Source organism: Ruegeria sp. ABV4_181, from assembly GCF_056158465.1.
Genome location: NZ_JBSWTI010000002.1, coordinates 3,449,695 through 3,469,101, shown reverse-complemented (window position 1 = coordinate 3,469,101; position 19,407 = coordinate 3,449,695). Strand labels below are relative to the sequence as shown.

At 59.6% G+C, this 19,407-nt stretch carries 21 protein-coding genes and 1 tRNA gene; 12 read left to right on the top strand and 10 right to left on the bottom strand.

Annotated features, from left to right (window positions below; genetic code table 11):
• The first annotated feature begins 93 nt into the window (after positions 1-93).
• Together aroA and ACXAC3_RS17240 are read left to right on the top strand one after the other, a co-directional pair.
• On the top strand, positions 94-1,440 hold the full coding sequence (aroA, locus tag ACXAC3_RS17245) for a 3-phosphoshikimate 1-carboxyvinyltransferase (RefSeq protein ID WP_475162739.1): 1,347 nt from the start codon (positions 94-96) through the stop codon (positions 1,438-1,440).
• Entirely contained in the window at positions 1,437-2,054 is a 618-nt protein-coding gene (locus tag ACXAC3_RS17240) for a (d)CMP kinase (protein ID WP_475162737.1), read from the top strand. Before aroA ends, ACXAC3_RS17240 begins: the two co-directional genes overlap by 4 nt.
• 17 nt (positions 2,055-2,071) lie before the next feature.
• Here the strand turns inward: ACXAC3_RS17240 and ACXAC3_RS17235 are convergent, their stop codons facing one another.
• Positions 2,072-2,551 carry a YHS domain-containing (seleno)protein gene (locus tag ACXAC3_RS17235; RefSeq protein ID WP_475162734.1) on the bottom strand — a complete coding sequence of 160 codons (480 nt, stop codon included), beginning with the start codon at positions 2,549-2,551 and terminating at the stop codon, positions 2,072-2,074.
• Between the two features lie 218 nt (positions 2,552-2,769).
• Between ACXAC3_RS17235 and ACXAC3_RS17230 the strand changes: the two genes are divergently transcribed.
• Complete coding sequence (locus ACXAC3_RS17230; protein ID WP_475162733.1) at positions 2,770-3,285, top strand: hypothetical protein; 516 nt, start codon at positions 2,770-2,772, stop codon at positions 3,283-3,285.
• 15 nt (positions 3,286-3,300) lie between these two features.
• On the opposite strand, the gene ACXAC3_RS17225 is transcribed toward ACXAC3_RS17230, so the two are convergent.
• Positions 3,301-3,708 carry a hypothetical protein gene (locus ACXAC3_RS17225; RefSeq protein WP_475162732.1) on the bottom strand — a complete coding sequence of 136 codons (408 nt, stop codon included), beginning with the start codon at positions 3,706-3,708 and terminating at the stop codon, positions 3,301-3,303.
• Between the two features lie 352 nt (positions 3,709-4,060).
• Between ACXAC3_RS17225 and rpsA the strand changes: the two genes are divergently transcribed.
• The 7 genes from rpsA to ACXAC3_RS17190 all read left to right on the top strand — a co-directional run bounded on the left by rpsA (position 4,061) and on the right by ACXAC3_RS17190 (position 10,616).
• Positions 4,061-5,737, top strand: a complete 1,677-nt coding sequence (rpsA, locus tag ACXAC3_RS17220; RefSeq protein ID WP_475162729.1) for a 30S ribosomal protein S1 — start codon at positions 4,061-4,063, stop codon at positions 5,735-5,737.
• Positions 5,738-6,009: 272 nt separating this feature from the next.
• On the top strand, positions 6,010-6,294 hold the full coding sequence (ihfB, locus tag ACXAC3_RS17215; protein ID WP_037310872.1) for an integration host factor subunit beta: 285 nt from the start codon (positions 6,010-6,012) through the stop codon (positions 6,292-6,294).
• Between the two features lie 6 nt (positions 6,295-6,300).
• On the top strand, positions 6,301-6,651 hold the full coding sequence (locus ACXAC3_RS17210; RefSeq protein ID WP_475163479.1) for a lipopolysaccharide assembly protein LapA domain-containing protein: 351 nt from the start codon (positions 6,301-6,303) through the stop codon (positions 6,649-6,651).
• A gap of 9 nt (positions 6,652-6,660) precedes the next feature.
• Positions 6,661-7,305, top strand: a complete 645-nt coding sequence (locus ACXAC3_RS17205) for a phosphoribosylanthranilate isomerase (RefSeq protein ID WP_475162724.1) — start codon at positions 6,661-6,663, stop codon at positions 7,303-7,305.
• Between the two features lie 79 nt (positions 7,306-7,384).
• Entirely contained in the window at positions 7,385-8,632 is a 1,248-nt protein-coding gene (gene trpB / locus ACXAC3_RS17200; protein ID WP_475162721.1) for a tryptophan synthase subunit beta, read from the top strand.
• Positions 8,633-8,995: 363 nt separating this feature from the next.
• Positions 8,996-9,070, top strand: a tRNA-Arg gene (locus ACXAC3_RS17195).
• Positions 9,071-9,470: 400 nt separating this feature from the next.
• Positions 9,471-10,616: a slipin family protein gene (locus ACXAC3_RS17190; RefSeq protein WP_475162718.1), complete on the top strand. Its 1,146-nt coding sequence runs from the start codon at positions 9,471-9,473 to the stop codon at positions 10,614-10,616.
• Positions 10,617-10,658: 42 nt separating this feature from the next.
• On the opposite strand, the gene ACXAC3_RS17185 is transcribed toward ACXAC3_RS17190, so the two are convergent.
• The 7 genes from ACXAC3_RS17185 to ACXAC3_RS17155 all read right to left on the bottom strand — a co-directional run bounded on the left by ACXAC3_RS17185 (position 10,659) and on the right by ACXAC3_RS17155 (position 16,555).
• Positions 10,659-11,033 carry a DUF2237 family protein gene (locus ACXAC3_RS17185; protein ID WP_475162717.1) on the bottom strand — a complete coding sequence of 125 codons (375 nt, stop codon included), beginning with the start codon at positions 11,031-11,033 and terminating at the stop codon, positions 10,659-10,661.
• Between the two features lie 9 nt (positions 11,034-11,042).
• Positions 11,043-12,206, bottom strand: a complete 1,164-nt coding sequence (locus ACXAC3_RS17180) for a serine hydrolase domain-containing protein (protein WP_475162715.1) — start codon at positions 12,204-12,206, stop codon at positions 11,043-11,045.
• Between the two features lie 82 nt (positions 12,207-12,288).
• Positions 12,289-12,969 carry an aminoacyl-tRNA hydrolase gene (gene pth / locus ACXAC3_RS17175; protein WP_475162712.1) on the bottom strand — a complete coding sequence of 227 codons (681 nt, stop codon included), beginning with the start codon at positions 12,967-12,969 and terminating at the stop codon, positions 12,289-12,291.
• Positions 12,970-13,109: 140 nt separating this feature from the next.
• Complete coding sequence (locus ACXAC3_RS17170) at positions 13,110-13,769, bottom strand: 50S ribosomal protein L25/general stress protein Ctc (RefSeq protein ID WP_475162710.1); 660 nt, start codon at positions 13,767-13,769, stop codon at positions 13,110-13,112.
• Positions 13,770-13,892: 123 nt separating this feature from the next.
• Positions 13,893-15,059: an alpha-hydroxy acid oxidase gene (locus ACXAC3_RS17165; RefSeq protein WP_475162706.1), complete on the bottom strand. Its 1,167-nt coding sequence runs from the start codon at positions 15,057-15,059 to the stop codon at positions 13,893-13,895.
• A 140-nt stretch (positions 15,060-15,199) separates the two neighbouring features.
• Positions 15,200-15,991: a tryptophan synthase subunit alpha gene (trpA, locus tag ACXAC3_RS17160; RefSeq protein ID WP_475162702.1), complete on the bottom strand. Its 792-nt coding sequence runs from the start codon at positions 15,989-15,991 to the stop codon at positions 15,200-15,202.
• Between the two features lie 78 nt (positions 15,992-16,069).
• A complete protein-coding gene (locus ACXAC3_RS17155) occupies positions 16,070-16,555 on the bottom strand; it encodes an acyloxyacyl hydrolase (RefSeq protein ID WP_475162700.1) in 486 nt (161 codons plus the stop codon).
• 195 nt (positions 16,556-16,750) lie between these two features.
• Here ACXAC3_RS17155 and ychF point away from each other — a divergent pair, with 195 nt between their 5' ends.
• Positions 16,751-17,848, top strand: coding sequence for a redox-regulated ATPase YchF (gene ychF, locus ACXAC3_RS17150; protein WP_475162698.1), 1,098 nt, complete (start codon positions 16,751-16,753; stop codon positions 17,846-17,848).
• Positions 17,849-17,906: 58 nt separating this feature from the next.
• On the opposite strand, the gene ACXAC3_RS17145 is transcribed toward ychF, so the two are convergent.
• Positions 17,907-18,344, bottom strand: a complete 438-nt coding sequence (locus ACXAC3_RS17145; RefSeq protein WP_475162697.1) for a GNAT family N-acetyltransferase — start codon at positions 18,342-18,344, stop codon at positions 17,907-17,909.
• Positions 18,345-18,499: 155 nt separating this feature from the next.
• Between ACXAC3_RS17145 and ACXAC3_RS17140 the strand changes: the two genes are divergently transcribed.
• Positions 18,500-19,381 (top strand): LysR family transcriptional regulator, encoded by an 882-nt coding sequence (locus ACXAC3_RS17140; protein ID WP_475162694.1) that lies wholly within the window; start codon positions 18,500-18,502, stop codon positions 19,379-19,381.
• Positions 19,382-19,407 lie beyond the last annotated feature (26 nt).

Sequence of the window (19,407 nt, the reverse complement as noted above, 5' to 3'; positions counted from 1 at the left end):
TCCAAAGCGGCATGTTGCCAACCCTTTGCCGCTGGACCAACCGGCGCCAATTCGCTAATCGGCTTGAGCACTGATAGCGCAAAAGGAGCCCCCATGTCCGGACACGGCACGCCCATCCCGATGACCTCGCATCCCTGCGGCCCGCTGACCGGCACGGCCGAGGTGCCTGGTGACAAGTCGATCTCGCACCGGTCGCTGATCCTCGGCGCGATGGCAGTGGGTGAGACAAGGATCTCGGGCCTGCTGGAGGGCGAAGACGTTCTGGATACCGCCAAGGCCATGCGCGCCTTTGGGGCCGAGGTCACCGATCACGGCAACGGCGAATGGACCGTGCATGGCGTTGGCGTCGGCGGGTTTGCCGAGCCGGATCAGGTGATTGACTGCGGAAACTCCGGCACCGGCGTGCGGCTGATCATGGGCGCGATGGCGACTTCTCCGATTTCGGCGACGTTTACAGGTGACGCCAGCCTGAACAAACGCCCGATGGCGCGGGTCACGGATCCGCTGGCACTGTTCGGCACGCAATCGGTCGGCCGTTCGGGCGGGCGCTTGCCGATGACCATCGTTGGCGCTGCTGAACCAGTGTCGGTGCGTTACGAGGTGCCGGTTCCTTCGGCACAGGTGAAATCCGCTGTGCTGCTGGCCGGTCTCAATGCCCCCGGCAAGACCGTGGTGATCGAGAAGGAAGCAACGCGCGACCACTCGGAACGGATGCTGGCCGGGTTCGGTGCGGAGATCACGGTCGAGGATACGGATGAGGGCCGGGTGATCACCCTGACAGGTCGCCCCGAACTGAAACCGCAGGTCATCGCCGTACCGCGCGATCCATCCAGCGCGGCTTTCCCGGTCTGTGCCGCGTTGATCACGCCCGGTTCGGATGTGCTGGTGCCGGGTATCGGCCTGAACCCGACGCGTGCGGGGCTGTTCACCACGCTGCGCGAGATGGGCGCGGATCTGACGTATGAAAACGAACGCGAAGAGGGTGGAGAGCCGGTTGCCGACTTGCGCGCGAAATACTCGCCCAACATGAAGGGGATCAATGTCCCGCCCGAGCGCGCCGCCTCGATGATCGACGAATACCCGGTTTTGTCTGTGGTCGCGGCAAACGCCACCGGCACCACGATGATGGGCGGCGTGAAGGAGTTGCGCGTCAAAGAAAGCGACCGGATCGATGCCATGGCGCGCGGGCTGCGCGCCAACGGCGTGGCGGTCGAAGATGGCGAAGAATGGTGGTCGGTCGAAGGGCTGGGCATCGGCAATGTCCCCGGTGGCGGCACCTGCGAAAGCTTTCTGGATCACCGCATTGCGATGTCGTTCATGGTGATGGGCATGGGCGCGAAATCTCCTGTCGCGGTGGATGACGGCGGTCCGATCGCGACATCCTTCCCGATCTTTGAACCGCTGATGGCCGGGCTGGGTGCCCGTGTCGAACGTACATGAGTTTTACGGTTGCCATCGACGGTCCTGCGGCCGCGGGCAAGGGCACGATCTCGAAAGCGGTCGCGGCGCATTTCGGATTTGCGCATCTGGACACTGGGCTTTTGTATCGTGCCGTTGGCCGGCGCACATTGGACGGGATGCAGCCTGTGCAGGCGGCACAGGCACTGACGGCCGAGGAGTTGGAGCAGGGCGATCTGCGAACGGCTGAGATTGCGCAGGTGGCGTCCAAGGTCGCGGTGATCCCCGAGGTTCGCGCGGCGCTGGTGGATTTCCAGCGCGCCTTTGCCCGCCGTGCGGCAGGTGCCGTGCTGGACGGGCGCGATATCGGTACGGTGATTTGCCCGGACGCAGAGGTGAAACTGTTTGTCACGGCCAGCGCCGAGGTACGGGCCGAGCGTCGGTTTCTTGAACTGACGGGCAAAGGTGCTGACGTGACGCGCGAACAGGTTCTGGCCGATGTGCGTGAGCGTGACGAACGGGATGCCGCGCGCAGTACTGCGCCCATGATACCTGCGGTTGATGCGGTGTTGCTGGATACGTCGGAGTTGAGCATCGCAGCAGCCCTAGCGCAGGCCATTGAGGTTATCGAAGGGAAGGCACCCGCGACGCCATAGCGCCGCGGGACCAGAGATTACAGCTCGCCAACGGCGATGGTCTTGATTTTTGCCCACTGATCGTCGGCCGTTTGCGACGTGGCCGCCACGTCCTTCAAAAACGCAGCGCGGGTTTCGGCGTTCAGGAACAGATACAGTTTGCCGTCGGAAACCAGATACTGATCCGGGTCGCCGTCAAACTTTTTGCCCACCGACACCCCGAACGAGCAGAACCCGCCATGTTGCGGCAGATAAGCTGCGGGATTGGCCTCGAACGCCTCGCGGTTTGTAGCACTGGTGAAGTAGTAGGACGCGCCGTCATAAGTGGCGGAATGCGTGGCAAACCCTTCGACCGGGTTGCCGTCATTGACCAGCGCAACCAGATCGACGCCATGCGCCGCCAGCGGAGCACCCGCCGCTGAAATGCCGTTCGAGACATTGATCTCGTCCGCGGCAAATGCCGGGGCCGCGATCAGGGGCAGGGTCGCGATCAGGGTGGTCAGGACCAGGGATTTCATTGTTAATTCCTTCCATGTTCAGGTTCGGGTTGGCCGCACTGCCAACCGCTGACACAAAGTTAGGGGCCAATGTCTGAACGAGCTATCGCAGGAAGGCCGGTAAACCTTGCAGATCGTACAAAGATGCGGAGGTGCAGGAGGTAGTCCTCACCAAGCTTTGTTTGGTCAGGGGACAGAAGGGTTCCTATTGTGAACCCGTACCGTGCAGGAGTGATGCCATGATCCGACTAGCCCTGATACTGATATTTCTGGCCGGAGGGCTGGCCGCCCAGGAATCCGAGCCGCCGATGAACTATGAACGTCTGGGCAAGATCCTCTTTGCCCTTGATCCCGACGCGCAGCCAAGCGGCCCGGGTTTTCAACTGACAGTTTCGGATGTTCGGGTCCTGATCATTACGGACTCCAGCGCCGACCGGATGCGCGCCATGGTCCCGATCCGCAGCGCCGAGGGCCTGACCGACGAAGACATGCAACGGATGATGCAGGCCAATTTCGACACCACATTGGATGCGCGCTATGCGATTGCCAACGGGACGGTATGGGCTGCGTTCATTCATCCGCTTTCGCCGTTGAAAAAGGATCAGCTGATCTCGGGGCTGGCTCAAACGGTTAACATTGCCAAGACCTATGGCTCGCTCTACTCCAGCGGCGGTCAGCAATTCGACGGTGGTGACAGTGGCAACCTTCAGCGCGAGCTGATCGAGGAACTGTTGAAAAAGGGCGAGGAAATCTAGCGGGCAGCGCGACTGTCAGGACGGGACAGCGACCGGCCTTCGATCACCCAGCAAGTACCGGACGACGTCCACATAGTCGAACGCCAGCGAGATCGCGATGACCAAAAGGATAACCCGGATAATCCAACTGGGTGCCGTCAATATCTCAGAGCGCGCCTGTTGTTTCCAAAGATAGAAGGCCAGCGGGGTCCAGAAAACGATATGCCCAAGGCCCATGAGGCGCACATAGCCGAGTTGGCTGAAGATCAGCATCACACCTGCCCCCGCCAAAACACTGCTTGCAACGGTCGCAACGGCGACCAGGCGGGTTTGCCGCCAGATCAGCAATGCGATCGGCAACAGGAACGCGCCGAACCCAAGGATATTCAACCAGATCTGAAGCCATTGAGGCTGCTGCGCGACTATGAGATTGAAATCTTCCATGGCCAAATCGCTCCGGTTCGCTATTGGATTGTAACAGATGTGCCGTGTCACCTGTACGGGCGCAACATGTCCGGCGCAGGATCAAGCCAACGTGAAGCGGGCAGGATCGGCGGCATTGGATGTAAAAACTGCTTTCGACTTGCGGGGCAACGACCAACCCGTTATAGAGCACGCGTCTGAACAAGGGCGGTTAACGTCCGGATGACGTATCTGAGCAGGGCCGGGTCACCTCGGCCCTTTGTGTTTGTGTAATCGGATGCGCCCCGGGTCACGCAGTCAGACATCATGAAACAAGACCGGCGGAGACAACCGCTCGGCCAGCAAAAACGTATGTAAAGGAAAACAACGCCACATGGCTAACACATCCATGGAGGAATTCGAAGCCCTCCTGAATGAAAGCTTCGAAATGGACACGCCCGAAGAGGGTTCTGTTGTCAAAGGCAAAGTTCTGGCGATCGAAGCCGGCCAAGCCATCATCGACGTAGGCTACAAAATGGAAGGCCGCGTTGATCTGAAAGAATTCGCAAATCCCGGCGAAGCCCCTGAAATCGCTGTAGGCGACGAGGTCGAAGTTTACCTGCGCGCCGCAGAAAACGCCCGTGGCGAAGCCGTCATCTCGCGCGAGATGGCCCGCCGTGAAGAGGCATGGGACCGTCTGGAAAAAGCATATGCCGACGACCAGCGCGTCGAAGGTGCAATCTTTGGCCGCGTCAAAGGTGGCTTCACCGTCGATCTGGGTGGCGCAGTTGCGTTCCTGCCCGGTTCGCAGGTTGACGTTCGCCCCGTGCGCGACGCTGGCCCGCTGATGGGTCTGAAACAGCCGTTCCAGATTCTGAAAATGGACCGCCGCCGTGGCAACATCGTTGTGTCGCGTCGCGCAATCCTGGAAGAATCGCGCGCCGAGCAGCGTGCCGAAGTCATCGGCAACCTGTCCGAAGGTCAGACCGTCGAGGGTGTTGTCAAGAACATCACTGAATACGGTGCATTTGTTGACCTGGGCGGCGTTGACGGCCTGCTGCACGTCACCGACATGGCATGGCGCCGTGTGAACCACCCGTCCGAGATCCTGACGATTGGCGAAACCATCAAGGTTCAGGTCATCAAGATCAACAAGGAGACCCACCGCATCAGCCTGGGCATGAAGCAGTTGCAGGAAGATCCGTGGGATCTGGTTGCTGCGAAATACCCGCTGGGCTCGGTCCATCAGGGTCGCGTCACCAACATCACCGACTACGGCGCGTTCGTCGAGCTGGAAGCGGGTGTCGAAGGTCTGGTGCACGTGTCCGAGATGTCCTGGACCAAGAAAAACGTCCACCCCGGCAAGATCGTTTCGACCAGCCAGGAAGTCGACGTCATGGTTCTGGAAATCGACGGCGCCAAGCGTCGCGTGTCTCTGGGCCTGAAGCAGACTCAGCGCAACCCGTGGGAAGTGTTTGCAGAAACGCACCCCGAGGGCACGCAGGTCGAAGGCGAAGTCAAGAACATCACCGAATTCGGTCTGTTCATTGGCCTCGACGGCGACATCGACGGCATGGTTCACCTGTCGGACCTGTCATGGGACGAGCGTGGCGAGGATGCCATCCAGAACTACCGCAAAGGCGATATGGTTTCGGCCGTCGTTTCGGAAGTTGACGTGGAAAAAGAGCGTATCTCGCTGTCGATCAAAGCCCTGGGCGGCGACAAGTTCGCCGAAGCCGTAGGCGGCGTGAAGCGTGGCTCGGTCATCACCGTCGAAGTGACTGCGATCGAGGATGGCGGCATCGAGGTCGAGTATGAAGGCATGAAGTCCTTCATCCGCCGTTCGGACCTGAGCCGTGACCGTGCCGAACAGCGCCCCGAGCGTTTCTCGGTCGGTGACAAGGTCGACGTCCGCGTCACCAACGTCGACAGCAAGACCCGCCGTCTGGGCCTGTCGATCAAGGCACGCGAGATCGCCGAAGAGAAAGAAGCCGTCGAGCAGTACGGCTCGTCCGACTCGGGCGCATCGCTGGGCGATATCCTGGGTGCTGCGCTGAAATCGGGCGACTAAGTCCCGGGCTTCAGTTCAAGCCGGAATTACGGCCCCGCGCATCAGCGCGGGGCCGTTTTTGTTGCGAATCAATATGTTCCGATTTTTGGGGTTATTGCGGCACAGGCCTGCGCATTAGGCGCGGAAATTACGCCAACAAGCAAAAAATCGCGCGACTTTGCAGGAAAATGAAGGCTTCGCACACAGAGTTTACGTTCCCCCGAACCGAGTTTTTTTCTATACTGTTCAGAATAATAGACATGGTTAACCGGTCGCCTGGGAGGGTAACGCACATGATCCGTTCAGAACTGATTCAGAAAATTGCCGACGAGAACCCGCATCTTTATCAGCGTGACGTCGAACGGATCGTGAATACCGTGTTCGAAGAAGTAACGGATGCGATGGCCCGGGGAGACCGGGTTGAGCTGCGCGGATTTGGCGCCTTTTCGGTAAAACAGCGCGACGCCCGCGTCGGCCGCAATCCCAGAACCGGCGAGACCGTTCAGGTCGAAGAAAAATGCGTTCCGTTTTTCAAGACTGGCAAGTTGCTAAGGGATCGTTTGAACGGTAAAGCCTAAGCCATGATGCGCTACCTTCGATATGCTTTTCTGGCGATCCTCGGAATCGCCCTCATCTCCATCTCGCTTGCCAACCGCGAGTTGGTAGAGCTGAAGCTTATGCCAGACGCGATTGCCGAGCTGCTGGGCTTTAACTTCAACACGACATTGCCGCTGTTCCTTGTTGTGCTGGGCGGCGTGGTTGCGGGGCTGATCATCGGTTTTCTCTGGGAATGGCTGCGCGAGCACAAACACCGCCGCGACGCGACCGCCAAGAAAAGCGAAGTGCGCAAGCTTGAGCGCGAGGTCAAGAAGCTCAAGAAAAAGCAGAACGAAGGGCAGGACGAGGTTCTGGCTCTTCTGGATGAGGCCAGCTGAGGCGCGACAATGCCCCAAGATGTAAACGTAAAGATCTGCGGGCTTACCGCACCTGATCACGTGCGCGCGGCTGCCGATGCAGGCGCGCGCTATGTAGGCTTTGTCTTTTTTCCCAAATCGCCCAGACATCTTGAGGTTCCGGCCGCGACCGAACTGGCCCATCTGGTGCCGGTCGGAATTGCCAAGGTCGCCCTGACGGTGAATGCCACAGATGAAGAGCTGGACCGGATCGTTTCAGCCGTTCCTCTGGACATGTTACAGTTGCACGGAAAAGAGACCCCGGACCGTGTGACCGAAATCCGCAGCCGGTTTGGGCTGCCGGTCATGAAGGCAATCGGCATTGCGGAACCCGAAGACCTTTCCGGGATTGACCGATATTCCGAGGTGGCTGACCAGTTGCTGATCGACGCCAAGCCGCCGCGCAGTTCGGAACTTCCGGGTGGAAACGGGCTGGCGTTTGATTGGCGGCTGCTGGCCGGGCGCAAATACTGGCGGCGGCCATGGATGCTGGCGGGCGGGCTGACACCGGACAATGTGGCCGAGGCGGTGCGCATGACAGGCGCGCGGCAGGTCGATGTCTCATCAGGTGTGGAAAGCGCGCCCGGCATCAAGGATGCGGGGCTGATCAGGGCGTTTATTGAAGCGTCCAATTGATCGTCGGGCGAACACGTTTTGCCATGGCAAATTCTGCGCCTACCTCCTATGAACATCAGGTACGACGAGGGAGACACCCATGGCCAACGATCTTTTCAATTCCTTCATGTCCGGCCCCGACGAACAGGGCCGTTTCGGCATTTTCGGCGGACGGTTCGTCAGCGAAACGCTGATGCCCCTGATCCTGTCGCTGGAAGAGGAATATGAGAAGGCCAAGGACGATCCGACCTTCTGGGCCGAGATGGATGATCTCTGGGCGAACTATGTGGGCCGCCCCTCTCCGCTCTACTACGCGGAGCGCCTGACCGAACATCTGGGCGGTGCGAAAATTTATCTGAAGCGCGATGAGCTGAACCATACCGGCGCGCACAAGATCAACAACGTGCTGGGTCAGATCATTCTGGCGCGGCGGATGGGCAAAACCCGGATCATCGCTGAAACCGGGGCAGGGCAGCATGGTGTGGCCACTGCCACCGTCTGTGCCAAGTTCGGCCTGAAATGCGTGGTCTACATGGGCGCGCATGACGTACAGCGTCAGGCCCCGAACGTGTTCCGTATGCGCCTGCTGGGGGCCGAGGTGATCCCGGTGACCAGCGGCAGAGGCACGCTGAAAGACGCGATGAACGACGCGCTGCGCGATTGGGTGACCAATGTGCGCGACACGTTCTACTGCATCGGAACCGTGGCGGGTCCGCACCCGTACCCTGCGATGGTCCGTGATTTTCAGTCGATCATCGGCAAGGAAGCCAAGGAGCAGATGCATAAGGCCGAGGGCCGTCTGCCCGACACGATCATCGCCGCCATCGGTGGTGGATCGAACGCAATGGGCCTGTTCTACCCGTTCCTCGACGATAAATCCGTGAACATCATCGGCGTCGAAGCCGGCGGGAAAGGTGTGAACGAGAAGATGGAGCATTGCGCCTCGCTGACCGGTGGTCGCCCGGGCGTGCTGCACGGCAACCGGACCTATTTGTTGCAGGATGACGACGGACAAATCCTCGAAGGGTATTCGATCTCCGCGGGTCTCGATTACCCCGGTATCGGCCCGGAACATTCCTGGCTGAACGACGTCGGTCGCGCGCAATATGTCTCGATCACCGACAAAGAGGCGCTTGAGGCGTTCCAGCTGTGTTGCGCGACCGAAGGCATCATCCCCGCGCTGGAACCCTGCCACGCGCTGGCCCATGTGATGAAGATCGCACCGGAATTGCCTGAAGATCACCTGATCTGCATGAACATGTGCGGACGTGGCGACAAGGATGTGCAGACCGTGGCCAAATACCTTGGCTTCGACATGTCGGATACCGAGGGCCGAACCGCCGATTGACCATGTGGTAAAATTTGAAATTTTCGAAAAGAGCGGCGCGCCTATGAACGGCGCGCCGCTATGGTTTTGTGGCAAAACCTTTTCAAATATTGCGCGGCCGGGTAATTTTGTTGCGTGATCGTCACAGGTGCCTTTAGGGGCACAAAAAAACATTGAGCGAATCCAGTGCCTTCACCTAAACCCGCCGCTACCGGTCACAACGGGCCGGACCCTAGCGGGCAGAGGTGATCACTCTCCCGGTGCGGACGGCGCTGCCGAAACCGTATGCCAGGGCCGAAACCGGGGATTGGTAAGCTTTGAAGCTCGGGTGGATAGAGCGGCAGATCCAACTCTGTAGGCGAAGGTTCGACTCCTTCCAAAGCACCAAATGTAGCTCATTCTGGTTAGAGCAATCGACTGCGAATCGATGGGTAGCGGGTTCGAATCCCGTCATTTGAACAAACGCTGTTAGGTCAGCACCGGCCTTCAACGCCGGCCCGTGAAAACGGTCCAAAACATTTGGGTCCGGGTGTTTCCCAGCAGGGGCGGCACCGCGCAACGTCAGGCTTTGGCCCGGCGGGGCAGGGGTCTTCGCTGCTCTGGCCTTGGGCCGGAGGGTAGATGACGGTGCCGCCGGATCGGTGCCCCGCTTAGCCCCTTGGGCAAGGCGGCGCATGGGTCCCGCGCCCCTCTCTCTGACCCTTCCGCGCAGGGGCATGGCGCGGGGGATGTCCGGATCTTTCCCGCCTTCGTCCGAAGGCTTCACACCTGTCACCCGTTCGGGGTGCAACCCACTGAAAACATGAAAAGGAGTTCGCATTTGCGACGACGATAGAGCGAGACGAAAAGGAGAGATGACATGACACTTTTCCAAGATCTGATTGACCGGCTGACCGGCCACCGGCGGCTGACCCTGACTGAGACCCAGCGGATGCTGGTCCTGCGCAACGGGGTGTTCGATGCAATCCTCGGCCCCGGTAAACACCGGCTGCCGCGCAAGGATGTGCTGACCGAACTGCACGATCTGGAATCTCTCTTTTTCGTGTCGCCCTACGAACGGGCGCTGATGCAGAACCGGCCTGAACTAGCCGCCAAGCATCTGACCGAGTTCCGAGCCGGGCCTGACGAAGTTCTGGTTCTGCTGCGGGATGGGGTCCCTGTTCGGGTCCTGAACCCCGAAGCACGGGCGCTGGTCTGGAAAGATGCAGGCCCGTGGGAAGCAGAGCCGCACAGCCTGACCGGGACCATGATCGCCCCCAAACCGGTGGCGCAACGGCTGGTTCGGGCCGGGCTGCGGATCAACCTGACACAGGTTGAGATCGCCGAGGGCCATACCGGGCTGCTGACGGTTGACGGTGTGCTGGCGGATCAGCTGAACCCGGGCGCGCATGCCTTCTGGAAGGCGGGCCGGAACGTCGAGGTCAAGCAGATCGACCTGCGGCAACGGACCCATGAGGTGACCGGGCAGGAGATCCTGACCAGGGACCGGGTGACTATCCGGGTCAACCTCAGCGCCGACTACCGGGTCGTTGATCCGGTCAAGGCGGTGGGGACGGTCAGGGACTTCGATCAGGCCCTGCACCGGGCGCTGCAACTGGCGTTCCGGAAGACCCTGGGCGCGATGACGCTTGACCGGCTGCTGGCCGAGAAAGTGACCGTCGACACCGAGGCCGCCGATCGGGTGCGGACACAGATGGCCGGGATCGGCATCGAAGTGCGCGAGATCGCGTTGAAAGACGTTATCCTGCCCGGCGAGATGCGGGAGATCCTGACTGCTGTGGTCGCCGCCGAGAAACAGGCCGAGGCCAACGTCATCCGGCGGCGGGAAGAAACCAACGCCACGCGGTCCCTGCTGAACACCGCGAAGGTGATGGCGGAAAACCCGGTGATGCTGCGGCTGAAAGAGCTTGAAGCTCTGGAAACCATCGCCGGCAAGGTCGAGCGGCTGACGGTCCACAACGGGACCGAAGGTCTGATGTCCGACCTTGTCAAACTGCGGGAGTGATCCCGAATAAGGACCGGTCCGGGTGATCCCGGGCCGGTCTGCTTAGCCGTGAGTGGCGTTATCTTTCAAAAGGCGCAGCGGAACCACATCCAGCGCCCTTTGATGGGTTGCCTCCAGATGCACCCTGGGTGCGCAGCCTTCGTCATGGGCCTGAAGAAAACGCGCAGCGCACAGGCACCAGCTGTCACCGGGTTTCAGACCCGGAAAGTTGAACTCGAGGCGCGGGGTGCTCAGGTCATTGCCGACATATTTGGAAAAGGCCAGAAACTCGGCCGTCATCACGGCACAGACTGTGTGGCTGCCCTGATCCTCGGGGCAGGTGTTGCAGGCCCCGTCCCGAAAAAACCCGGTCAACGGGTCGCGCGAGCATGGGGCAAGGACGCCGCCCAACACGTTTATGCTGTCCTGCTTTTGCATGATCCCACCTTACAGGCTTTGGGCGATGCTGCGGAACATTTCTATGTTTGCCTCGTGGACGCCCGGATCGCGAAACCTGCGATCCGCCCCGGTCGTGACGATCAGCACACCGCGCGGCTGATCGAAATAGATGTACTGCCCATAGATGCCACGCGCCAGAAACTCACCCTCATGCGCGCCCACGGGGATCCACCATTGATATCCATAACCGATCTTTCCGGGGCCCGTGGGCGCGTTGGGCAGAACGGATTCGGCAAGCCAGTTGGCGGGCACAAGCTGCTGACCATTGTGGGACCCGCTCTGCAGGATCATCTGACCAAATCGGGCAAAATCCCGAGTGGTAAAGTTCAGCCCGCCCAGAACAAAGGCCACCCCGACACCGTCGGTGATGTAATAGCCGTCCTGTTCCAGACCCAAAGGCTGTACGATCCGTTCGGTCAACAGATCCGCAACGCTCCGTCCGGTTGCGCCACGGATGACCATGCCGATGACATGCGTGTCGATTGAAACATATTGCCAGGTGTCGCCCGGCGTGGCGAAACTGTCCTGCAATGAAGCGGTAAAATCGTCCAACTCGCCGCCCAGGGCAACGACGCGACCCATGCGGTTGATGTCCGAGTTATAGTCCAGGTAATCCTCGTCAAAGGTCACGCCGCTGGCCATATTCAGGACATTTCGAATGGTCGCGCCGTCATAGGCCGTCCCGGTCAGTTTCGGCGCGTATTTCACAACCGGATCGTCCAGCGATGTGATAGCCCCTTCGTCCAGAAGAATGCCAAACAGGGCGGACAGATAGCTTTTAGCCACCGACCACGAAATTCGCCGGTCGTCTGGTGTGGTGCCCAGATAGTATTCTTCGAATCGGATCTGACCGTCCTGCATCACCAAAAGGGACGTGACCGCCCGGTCTTCGATCCAGGTGTCGGTGCCTTCCGGCAGGTCGAACCCGGCCCCGTAGGGCAGGTCCCAGGTCGGGCCGTCGCCACGCGGCAGGTCGACAGACAGGAATGCCTGATCCATGTTCGAGAAGTTGTGAACGATCTTTTCTTCGGAAAACAAAGAGTTCACGGCCATCAGGCGCTGAATCTCTTCGCGTTTCCAGAACCCCACGACTGCTGCGGCCAGCACCAGCATCAGCACGATGCGCAGCACCCACTTCAACACGGTTCTCATATGACGCCTCCCATTTGCGTGTCGTATTGGAACCTGCCCGGTTGCGTTCCGCAATTGGGACGTGGCGGCAACGTCAGCGACCCTATTTGAACTTGTCCAGCAACTTCTGCATGGCAGAGCGGTTGTCCGGCTCGGGCTCAGGCGCGGGGTTTGCCGCGGGTGCGGGGGCTTTGGCGGGCGTTTTCGATGACCGGGGCGGCGCGGTACGCAAGGCGACGGCATTCATGAATTTGCCGCCCTCGTCCTGGGCAAGATACGCGGCGCCATCCGACACCCCGCGCAATACGTCATCCAGCCAGTCGGCATCGGCTTTGGCGAAATCTCCCAGCACGTAAGGCGACACCAATTCTTTCCGCCCGGGATGCCCGATCCCCAGGCGCACCCTGTCGTAGGTCGGGCTGATATGTTCGTGAACCGAACGCAGCCCGTTGTGACCGGCATGCCCGCCGCCTGCCTTGACGCGGACCTTGCCGGGGGCAAGATCCAGTTCGTCATGAAAAACGATCACATCGGTCGAATCGAGCTTGTAGAACCGCATCGCCTCACCGACCGACTGGCCAGAGCGATTCATGAAGGTTTGTGGTTTGATCAGCAAAACCTTTTCCGATCCCAGCCGACCCTCGGCAATGTCCGCCTGAAACTTGGATTTCCACGGACCGAAGCCATGGTCCTCTGCAATCCGATCCACGGCCATAAAGCCGATATTGTGCCGGTTGCGGGCGTATTTGGCCCCCGGATTCCCCAATCCGACAAACAGTTTCATAGCCTCGTCCTTGTGTATGGCGCGAAACGCACAAATGGTTGATTGCACGGAATGCCATCCGTTTTCCAGCCCGCACGCGCAAAGAAAAACGGGGCCCCGAAAAGGGCCCCGTTCCATCTTCCGAACAGTCTGGTCCGGATTTATTCTTCTGCTTCTTCCTGACCGACGACTTCAACCTCGTCTGCGGCCACTTCGACCTCTTCGCCTTCTTCGTCGTCGCCGGACGACAGGCCGGTCGGTGCCGAGACGTTCGCGATCACGAAGTCACGGTCAATGGTCGGCTTGGTGCCTGCAGGCAGTTCAACCGACGAAATGGTCACAACGTCGTTGATCTCCATCCCGGTCAGATCAACGGTGATCTTCTCGGGGATGTCACCGGCGGTGCACATCAGTTCGACCTCAGGGCGGACAACGGTCAGAACGCCGCCCTTCTTGATGCCGGGTGCCTCTTCTTCGTTGATGAACTCAACCGGGATGTACAGCGCGATCTTGGTGGTCCGGCGCAGGCGCATCAGGTCCAGGTGGGTCGGCAGGTCTTTGACAACGTCACGCTGAACGTCGCGGCAGATTACGCGGACGTCGTCGTGGCCTTCAACCTTCAGGTTCCACAGGGTCGACTTGAACCGGCCTGCTTTCAGGCGCTTGAACAGGACGTTGAACGGAATCTGAATCGGCAGCGGTTCTTTGTCGCCACCAAAAACAATGCCCGGAACCATGCCGTCGCGGCGTGCCTGACGAGCGGCGCCCTTGCCTGTCCCCGTCCGTTCCAGAGCTACGAGATCAGGAATCTCACCAGCCATGATATATTCTCCAATGTTAGGGCGGGCATCCTCCAAGGCTGTATGCCCGCGTGAAGCCGCGTCCTTAGCTTGATTCACCGGAATTGGAAAGGGATTTTTATCACCCGTCTGGACAAACGTGGATCAGCCCTGCCAGCGGCCGCCAAAGTCTTCGGGGATCAGCAGGTTATGTCGGCCCAGATCGCCCACATTCCGTTCGCCGCACAGGGCCATCGTGGTGTCCAGTTCCTTGTGAATGACATCCAGAGCCGTTGTCACGCCCTTTTGTCCCATTGCGCCCAGCCCATACACGAAAGCGCGCCCGATATAGGTTCCCTTGGCCCCCAGGGCCAGCGCCTTGAGAACGTCCTGACCCGACCGGATGCCGCTGTCCAGATGAACCTCGACATCGTCCCCGACCGCATCCATGATTTCCGGCAGCATGCGGATGGAACTGAGCGCCCCGTCCAGTTGCCGTCCGCCGTGGTTGGACACGACGATGGCATCCGCGCCAAGCTTTGCCGCCATTTTGGCATCCTCGGCATCCAGAATACCCTTCAGGATCACTTTGCCGCCCCATTGCTCCATCAGCTTTCCGACCTTCTTCCAGTCGAGGCTGGGGTCGAACTGCTCGGCCGTCCACGCGCCCAGCGAAGAGGCGTCTGAAATGCCTTCGACATGGCCGACGATATTTCCGAACTCGCGCCGCTTGGCGCGCATCATCTCAATCCCCCAGGACCATTTGGTTATCAGATTTGCGATGGTCTTCGCTGTCAGTTTCGGCGGGGCAGACAGGCCGTTTTTCAAATCCTTGTGTCGCTGTCCGAGAATTTGCAGGTCCAGAGTTATCACCAGCGCTGCGCATTTCGCGTCTTTCGCCCGCTGGATCAGACGGCTGACATAGTCCTGATCCTTCATCGTATAAAGCTGAAACCAGAAAGGTTTCGAGGTGTGTTCGGCCACGTCCTCGATCGAATTGATCGACATGGTGGACAGGGTGAAAGGAACGCCGAACTCTTCGGCCGCTTTGGCGGCTTTCATCTCGCCGTCGGCATGCTGCATCCCGGTCAGACCGACCGGCGCCAGCGCAACCGGCATGGTGACATCCTGCCCGATCATCTGTGACGCTGTTGAGCGCCCGGCCATATCAACGGCAACCCGCTGGCGCAGCCGGATATCTTCAAAATCCGAACTGTTGTCGCGAAAGGTCTGCTCGGTCCAGCTGCCGCTTTCGGCATAATCGTAAAACATGCGCGGCACGCGACGTTCGTAAATGCGGCGCAGGTCTTCGATGGTTGTGATTACGGGCATATTCCGGCGCTTTCGTCGATCTGGTTGGGTTTTCAAGCCAATTTACTATCACGTCGCGCCATCAGGTCCAGACAGCAAAAACCGCAGCAGGCGCGCGACCTGCTGCGGTTGACAGACATCAATCCTAACTCGTTCGTCGTTCAGACCGAGTGCGCCCCGTCGGCCAGAGTCTTCACAAAGTCCAGAACTTCGGCCACAGGTTTGCCGGCAGCAATCTGGCTGACAATGGCGGACCCCACGACCGCGCCATCGGCGACACTTGCAATTGCCCGGGATTTTTCCGGGGTATTGATGCCAAAGCCAACGATCACGGGCAGGTCTGTTGCCGACTTGATCCGGGCGACCTCGGGGCCGACATTTGTGGCCTGTGCTTCGGCCGCGCCGGTAATGCCGGTAATCGAAACATAATAGACGAAGCCCGAAGTGTTTTGCAGCACGCGAGGCAGGCGCTTGTCGTCTGTTGTCGGTGTCGCCAGACGGATAAAGTTCAGGCCCGCCGCCTGCGCCGGCAGACAAAGTTCTTCGTCCTCTTCCGGTGGCAGGTCCACGACGATCAGACCGTCGATGCCTGCGTCCTTTGCATCTGCAAGAAAGGCATCGACGCCGCGGTTGTAGATCGGATTGTAATACCCCATGAGGACAATCGGGGTCGTTTCGTCGGTTTCGCGGAATGCACGGGCCAGATCCAGCGTTCGCTGCAGCGTCATGCCGCCGTCCAGTGCCCGTTGACCTGCGGCCTGGATGGTCGGACCATCCGCCATCGGATCGGTGAATGGCAGGCCCAGTTCGATGACATCGACCCCCGCACCAGGCAAACCTTTCACGACCTCCAGCGATGTGTCGAAATCAGGGTCGCCTGCCATGATATAGGCAACAAAGGCCTTTTTCCCTTGGGCGTTCAAGGCGGCGAACTTGGCATCAATACGGGTCATCTGCAGTCCTTGCATTCAGAGTTGAACCTGATGTGCAGAAACTTTCCGCGGAAATCAATCCCGCCGGGTCAGATTGCGTCAAAACCCGTAATGATACCGCAGCAAAAGCGCATTGACGCCGGGGTTGGGACTGTCCGTGCTGGCGTTCGATTTATGCGTCAGGGCCAGTGAAACCTTGTTGCCGCTGTTCAGGGAATAGCCGACGCCCAGCAGGCTTCTGATCTGAAAGTCGCCACCCAGGTCGTTATCGTCATCCGAGGCATTGAAATAGCCCGGCATGACGCTGAACTCGGCGAACCAGCGGTCAGAGAAGGAATAGATCCCGATCAGGCCGGCACCGATATGCGAATTCCCGGCCGCATCCACGGACAGGGCCGCACCCCAGGTTGCGCTGAACCGTGTCGCCTCGTGAAACGGTCGGTGCTGGTATTCCAGTGAGACCAGCGCCTCGTCGTCCGCTGAACTGTCCGAGTAATCCGCATACCCTGCGCCAAAGATGACGGACTGTGCCTGAACTGCAGTTGCGGCTATCAGCAGAACGGCGGAAACAACTAGTGATTTCATACGCATACTTCGTCGGTTCATGATACGATCAGGTTCAGTTGGTGATGCTGTGCCACCAAAATCAAGAGTTGTGAAAACAAAAGAACTTAACAGATATGTGATGTTGCAATTCGGACTCGGCCGATTTCCGGCATCCGGGTTGCGCATTTCCCCCGACCTGAATAGAAGACGCCGTCGTATCTTCAGGAGGCCATCATGGGCTTTAAAATGGGAATTGTGGGTTTGCCGAATGTTGGCAAGTCGACCCTGTTCAATGCGTTGACCAAGACCGCGGCCGCTCAGGCGGCGAATTTCCCGTTCTGTACGATCGAACCCAATGTGGGCGATGTCGCTGTGCCTGACGACCGGCTGGACAAGCTGGCCGCGATTGCGTCATCGAAACAGATCATCCCGACGCGCATGACCTTCGTGGATATCGCCGGTCTGGTCAAAGGTGCCTCAAAAGGCGAAGGGCTGGGCAACCAGTTTCTGGCCAACATCCGCGAAACCGACGCCATCGCCCATGTGCTGCGGTGTTTCGAAGATGGCGACGTGACCCATGTGGATGGCCGGGTCGACCCGGTGGCCGATGCCGACACCATTGAGACCGAGCTGATGCTGGCCGATCTGGAAAGCATCGAAAAGCGCCGCGCCAACCTTGTGCGCAAGCTGAAAGGCAATGACAAAGAGGCGCAGCAGCAGGACCGCCTGCTGGCCGCCGCGCAGCGGATGCTGGAAAGCGGCAAGCCCGCGCGTCTGGTCGAGGTGTCGGACGAGGACTTCAAGGCCTGGAAGATGCTGCAACTCCTGACCACCAAACCGGTTCTCTACGTCTGCAACGTCTCCGAGGAAGAAGCCGCCGAGGGCAACGAATACTCCACCCGTGTGGCCGAGATGGCCGCCGCGCAGGGCAACGCCCACGTCATCATCAGCGCCAAGATCGAAGAAGAGATCAGCCTGCTGGCCGCGGACGAAGCGCAGATGTTCCTGGAAGAGATGGGTCTGGAAGAACCCGGCCTCGACCGTCTGATCCGCGCCGGTTACGACCTGTTGAAACTGGAAACCTATTTCACCGTCGGCCCGAAAGAGGCCCGCGCCTGGACCATCCGCACCGGCACCGCCGCGCCGCAGGCCGCAGGCGTGATCCACGGCGATTTCGAAAAGGGTTTCATCCGCGCCGAAACCATCGCCTATGACGACTATATCGCCGCCAATGGCGAGCAGGGCGCGAAAGAAGCAGGCAAGATGCGGGCTGAGGGCAAGGGCTACATCGTCAAGGATGGCGATGTTATGCACTTCCTGTTCAATACCTAGGGCGTACACCGAACCAGTTTTCCACAACCCGGTTCTAGACAAACGCTTCTGCGCCGGATCACAGAGGTTTCTTCATGAACCATCTTGAATGTCCGATAGGTTCGTTTCCGGCCGCGTTGCTGAGCACTCCGAATTCGGAGTATCCAAGCCTTGCGTAAAATGCCCTGGCGCTTGGGCTGGACGTGTCCAGCCAGGAATGGTGGCACCCTAACGCTCTGGCCTGTTCTTCAGCCGCCAGCATCAGACGCGTTCCGATCCCGGTTCGCTTGAGCGCTTCGTCAACCCACAGTGTTTTCACCAAAAGCCAGCCATAGGACGTCGCGCCTGTTACGCCGCCGATCAATTTCCCCTCGGGATTCCTTGCGGACAATACGATTCTGCTGTTGGTCGATTGGGCGCTCTCTTCGGCTAGCGCCCTGAGCAGGTTTTCCTCAATTTCCCGCGACAGGGTTGCGTGCTGGGAATGGGGTTCAATAGAAATGACGATGTGTGCCATGACGTTCTGCCAACTCGGTTTTTTGATCACCTGAACAAAGAGGGCGAAAAAAGTTTCGGCAAGACCGACTCTGTTGCGCAGGCTCAAAACTGGTTTCCTATTCCGTGCAAACCCCCTTAATTTGGCCGTTATCTGTTCGTTTGAGATAATTCCTAATGATCGAAATCCGTGACCTGCAACTTCTCAGCGCCCTTGCGCGGCATCGCCACTTTGCCAAGGCGGCCGAGGAATGCGGGATTTCGCAGCCGGCCTTTTCCATGCGTATCCGCAACCTGGAAGATCGGCTGGGCGTCTCAATCGTGCGCCGCGCCAACCGGTTTCAGGGCCTGACCGAGGAGGGCGAGATGATCGTCCAGCGCGCGCGGCGTATTCTCGACGACACCAAGGCGCTGGAACAGCAGGTTCTGGCCGCGCGGGGCGAGATAACCGGAACCCTGATCCTGGGCGTAATCCCAACGGCGATAGCTTTTACCGGGAGGTTGACCAAGCGTTTGCGGCAGGCGCATCCGCGGATCGTTACGCGGATCGAAACCATGTCGGCGACCGCCATTCAACATCGTCTGGATGAAGGCAGCCTGGATGCAGGTATCACTTATGGCGACAGCATTGGCACGGACCTGCGGCAGGTTCAGCCCCTGTACGAAGAAACCTATGTGCTGCTGATCCCGTCTCATATGACGGATCAGGCCGGACCGATCCCCTGGGCGAAAGTTGCCGAATTTCCGCTCAGCCTGCTGGAACCGCAGATGCAGAACCGACGCATCCTTGACCGGATTTTTGCCGAGCAGGGTCTGCACCCGCAGGTGGTTGCGGAAACCAGCGGCTTCACCGCCTCGATGGTCATGGCACGCGAAGGGTTGGCGGCCACTGTCGTGCCACGCGTGCTGGTGCGGGCGCTGGGCGATCTGAAAGGGACAAAGGTGTTGCCGCTGGTCGATCCCGTGGTCAGCAAACCGATTTGCCTGGCGACCCTGACGCGCGCGCCGGAATTGCCAACGGTCGAGGCATTGCGGAGCGTGGTGACCTCATTGCGGTGATAAGGTGTCGTTATCGTGCGATAGCG